This window comes from Sandarakinorhabdus sp., from assembly GCF_031430775.1.
Taxonomy (GTDB): domain Bacteria; phylum Pseudomonadota; class Alphaproteobacteria; order Sphingomonadales; family Sphingomonadaceae; genus Sandarakinorhabdus.
The window spans coordinates 1-4,853 of record NZ_JANPCD010000017.1 but is presented as its reverse complement, the minus strand read 5'-3'; the positions used below and the strand labels follow the sequence as shown (position 1 = coordinate 4,853).

General features: G+C 65.8%; 2 protein-coding genes. Both read right to left on the bottom strand.

The genetic code is table 11. The features are described from left to right. Nucleotides 1-1,577, bottom strand: a 1,577-nt coding sequence (locus tag RMQ73_RS00935) for an SDR family NAD(P)-dependent oxidoreductase (protein ID WP_310496085.1), incomplete at its 3' end; no start/stop codon positions are given. Between the two features lie 3 nt (nt 1,578-1,580). Continuing rightward, the coding region (locus RMQ73_RS00930) for an enoyl-CoA hydratase-related protein (RefSeq protein ID WP_310496084.1) at nt 1,581-4,853 on the bottom strand (3,273 nt) is incomplete at its 5' end.

Here is a 4,853-nt window from a genome sequence, read left to right as displayed (position 1 = left end):
TCCTTGAGCAGCAGCCGCGCGGCCTGGCCGGCAGCAAAGGACAGGCATTCGGTTTCGGCATTGGAGTAACGGATGATCTGGTTGCCCCATTCGGCGCGCGCGCGCCGGGCGTGAGCGACCGAAACACCGCTTTCATCGCGCCAGACACGGATCAGTTCCTCGATGGCAGCACGCAGCACATTGGCATAGCTGTTGCCGGCACCGTCATCGCCATTGGTCACGAATACAAAGCGCGGATCGGCATCGAGCGCGGCACCGCGCCAGTAACGGCTCAGGGTTCGGGCAACCGCGATGCTGCCTTCCAGTTCGTCATCGACAAAGCGTTCGACCATGGCATCGCTGGCAGCGCCCAGCGCGCCGCTGAAATAGCCGGCAGCGCGGGTCGGCAGCACCAGCGCGCCGCTGATCGGGCCATGGGCGGCAGTGAAGGCATCCAGCGCCGCGTCCATCTGGACATGGTCGTGACGCGGAAACAGCGCCGCTTCCGCCCCAGCGGGCAATTGCCCGGCGGCATCATCCAGTGCCGCCTGGGCGTGAAAGCCCAGCAGCACACGCGCGCCGCAGCCGGCGAGCACCTTGGCAAAGGCCAGCGCATCATCAAGTTGACTGCCGGCCGCCACCAGCACAGCGCGGCCATCGCCATCGATGGACCGCATGGTGGGCCGCGAAATATAGGTGGAGCGCGATTCGGGCGCCACCGCCATGCCATGCGTCACCTCGAAATCATGGCCGGCAAAGGCCGCCGATTCGTCGCTGCCCAGGAAAACGCAAGTGCCGGCGATATCGGCGGGCAGCGGAAATGTCTTGGCGCGCGGGGCGCCATCGACGCTGCGCTCCAGCGCCATCAAGTCGAAAAAATGTCCAGCCGTGCTGCCGGCCTCATCGCCCCTGAGCCGGTCCATGGCGGCAAAGACGGTACGAATGCGTTCGGAGGCGATCGGGCCGGGGTACAGCTGGTTGACGCGGATGCCGCGCGCGCCCAGTTCGCGCGCCATTTCGCGCGACACGACGTTCAGCGCCGCCTTGGGCACCGTATAGGCAGCGCGCGCATAATATTCGGTGCGGCTGAAGATCGTCGAGACATTGATGATCGACCCGCCCTCGCCCATCGCCGGCGCTGCGGCACGGACCATGTTCCAGGCCACGACCATGATGTTGCGCGCCGCGTCCCCGACAGTCTCGCTGTCCACGCCGCCGAGTTCGGCGAGGTCGGCAGCCGACAAGGGCAGATTGTCGAGCGGCTGCTTCGGCCCGGCGGACCCGGCGTTGTTGACCAGCACATCGATGCGGGCGTGCCTTGCGACAACCTCGGCAATGCCGGCGCGCACGCTTTCGATGTTGGCGCCGTCCATCGTGACGATGCTGGCACGCGAGGCATCCATGCCGGTGTCGGCCAGCGCGGACTCCATGGCGGCTGTGGTGCGGGCCGGGTCACGACCCGACAGCACGACGACTGCGCCCTCGGCCAGATAGCGGCGAACGATGGCGCCGCCCAGATTGCCGGCGGCGCCGGTGATGAGCGCAATCTTGCCGGCAAGCCGGCCCTCGGCAGAGCGAGTTTGGGTCAGTTCGGTCATGGCTTATTCCTCACCGGCAGCAGCGGCCGCCCAGGCTTCGAACAGTTCGTCCTTGCTGCGCAGGCCCATGGCCGGCAGCGCATGATTGACGATGTAGGTGGCACCCGAATGACGATTGTCCCACATCGCCTGGTGCGCCTCGGGTAAGCCATCCCACGGCACGACAGTCGGATCGGTGACATCAAGCAGCCCCGCAGCGACCATGTCGTTCATGCGGCTGACCTCATAGGCGTTGCACAGGTGCGTGCCGAGAATTTCGGCGGACGGCATGATGATGCGGCGCTGCCGCGTCCACACCTGCGGCGCATAGAAATTATAGCGGTGGCCGGCCATGCTCTCGCAATACACGACACGGCCAGTGAACGGCTTGACCAGCGCCGTGGTGACACCCAACGTGTCCTGCCCGGCACGTTCCAGCACAATGTCCGGTGCGCCGCGCGGATTGTCCGGCGACCTGAGCAGTTTGCCGACGGCGCCGCCAAAGGGCTTGAGCGTCTTGTCCTGGAAATCGTGCACGGCATCACGGAACGCCTCGATATCGTCGCGTGCCACCGGCAGGCGGGGCATGGTGCCAGGCCAATCGAAATTGCCGCCTTCACGGCGCTTGATGCCTTCAAGGCTGACGACCCCGGCCACGGCATCTTCGAACCCCAGAGACAGGATGAATTCGCGCTGGCCATCGGTGGTGGTGACGACGACGATGCGGCTGCCAAGGCTGCGTGCCGCCTCGATCATTTCAAGCCCGGTCTGGTCAGCCAGCGCGGTTGTGCGCGGACCATAGAAGATCAGCACGGCCTCGCCGCCGCGCGCACCCGCCCTTTGCAGCATGGCCTCGGGCGAGGCGCTGCCGGACTTGCCCATGAAGCCGAGGTGGTAGCCGGACGACGCGCCGTAAAACGCCAGCTTGCCGCCATCTGCCAGCATCTGGAAGCTGCGTGGGAACGCCGTTTCGCCGGCGTGGCTGACGGCATAATCGGCCAGCTTGCCGCCGTTCATGGCGCGATATTCGGAGACCATGACCTCGCCGGCAGCCTCCCAGGCGCGGGCCGCTTCTGGCGCGTCGGGAATGGCAGTGAACAGCGATTTGAAACGTGCGTCGGTGCGGTCGATGGCGCCGACCGCGCCCTTGATGCGCACGAATTCGGCCCGTGCCGGGCTGGAGACAAGGCCAGTGACGGCCAGCCCCGAGGCGTGGGCGGATTTCAGGGCATCAAGGCCGGTGCCGGTCGCCGACCCTTCGATGAAGATAGTCTTGCCGCCGATGATCTGGAGCGTCGTGAACAGGCAGCGCACGATGGTGCCGAGATTGAGGATATAGCTGCCGGCCTGTTCCAGCGTCAGGTCGCCGGGCACGGGATGCAACTGCGGCGCCTGCACGGTCAGGAACTGCGCATGGCTTCCGGTCCTGGTCTCATAGCCCTGGATGGCGAAATCCGCATACATCGGGTCGCGGCCGGCCATGGGCGACAACAGGTCGGACGTGCCGGAATAGACCGCGACCATGTCACCTACCTTCAGCCGCCCCTGCCCTCGTGCCTCGCTGCCCAGGGCAGCAACCAGCGCCAGACCGCCCGAACCGGTGACCTGCACGTCTTCCTCATGGCCATCGAACGGCGATACGGGGATGCCCGTCAACGCCCAGATATCGTTGAAGTTCACTTCCGATGTCAGCAGATAGACCAACGCCTCGTTCGGTTCCGGCTGCGGCACCGGCACGATCAATTCGCGTTCATGGCTGGCTGGCTGGCCGAAGCGCGGTGCGCCCGTATCGGCGTCGCGCGCAATGCCGAAGGCATATTGGTGTCCCGGAATGGCGCTGATGCCGGGGAAGAACGCCGCGCCCATCGGCAACAGGTCGCCGGCGGCTTCAAGGGTTGCGGCACGAGGGCCATGTTCGGCGTCGATGAACACACCGTCGCGGCGCACCGGCAGCGGCGGCGCCTTCTTGTCCATGAACAGGCGGATGCCGGTCTTGCCGCCTTCGGGGTCGATAACACCTTGAGCAAACAGTTCGGCCTCACGCGCGAGGCCAGCGGCCATGCCGCTGGTCCAGCCGGTGCGGATGGCGTCGATGGCACGCTGCCCGGCGGGGCCGCGCCCGGCCCATTCAAGCTGGCGCAGGATGCGCTGCACGAAATCATCGTTCAGTGCGGCGTCCAGGTCGATATGGCTTTCATGCTGCCAGGCCGTTTTGGATGCGCGGCGGCGCTCGGCCCAGGCCTTGCCGAGATGACTTTGCTCGCCGTGGCGCACAAACTCGCGCACGGCGGCATGGGCGCGGCTCAGCGCGTCAGCGGCGCCATCGGCAATCGCATCGACAAGGCCGATCTCGAGCGCGCGCGGACCATCTATGGAACGGCCGCCAAGGATGAGATCGAGCGCATCGAGCAGCCCTTCCGGCCCACGCCGGTCGGTAAGCAGGCGCGGCAACCGCTGGGTACCGCCATAGCCGGGCAGCAGGCGCAGGCGGATTTCGGGCTGGCCGAACCGCGCATGCGGTTCAGCAACCCGCCAATGGCAGGCGAGCGCAAATTCCATGCCGCCGCCCAGCGCCACACCCTGAATGGCCGCGATGCATGGCTTGCCCATGGTCTCGATCTTGCCGAACGCCAATTGGGCGTTGGCCGGCAGCACCCGCGCTTCTTCGATGGTGTGGATTTCGTCGAGGAACTGGCGAATATCGGCGCCGGCGACAAAGCTGGCAGTGCCATCACCGGTGAAAACCACGGCGACCACGTCATCGCGGCGCGACAGATGTTCGACGACAATGACCAACTCGTCGATGGCGCGTTCATTCAGCGCGTTGACCGGCGGGTTGGTGATGAACACCGTAGCCACCTTCTTGCCCGGCGCCACATCGTTGTATTGAATACGGAAATAGCGATAACGGTCGAATATCTGCTGGTCCTGCGACTGCTGCTGCTTCTTCTGCCAGCCGGCAATGGCGATGCGCAATTCATCAAGGCTCTCGGGATTGCGCAGGGTCGTCACATCGCCGACCGGCGTGCCTTCGACCAGCGCGCGCACCATGCGGCGCATATATTTGCCGCTGCGGGTTTCCGGGAATTGCGAGACCTGGATGAAGTCGCCCGGCACCGCGACAGCGCCCTTTTCCTGGCGCACCAGATCCGACAGGCGGCGTTCGTCATCACGAGTCAACACCTGGCCCGGCGCTGCCGTGATGAACGCCAGCGGGGTCAGGCCCTTTTCGGGGTGCGGCGCACCGACGACCAGCACATTGCCCAGCGGCGAATCAGGGTTGAGCGCCTTGTCACG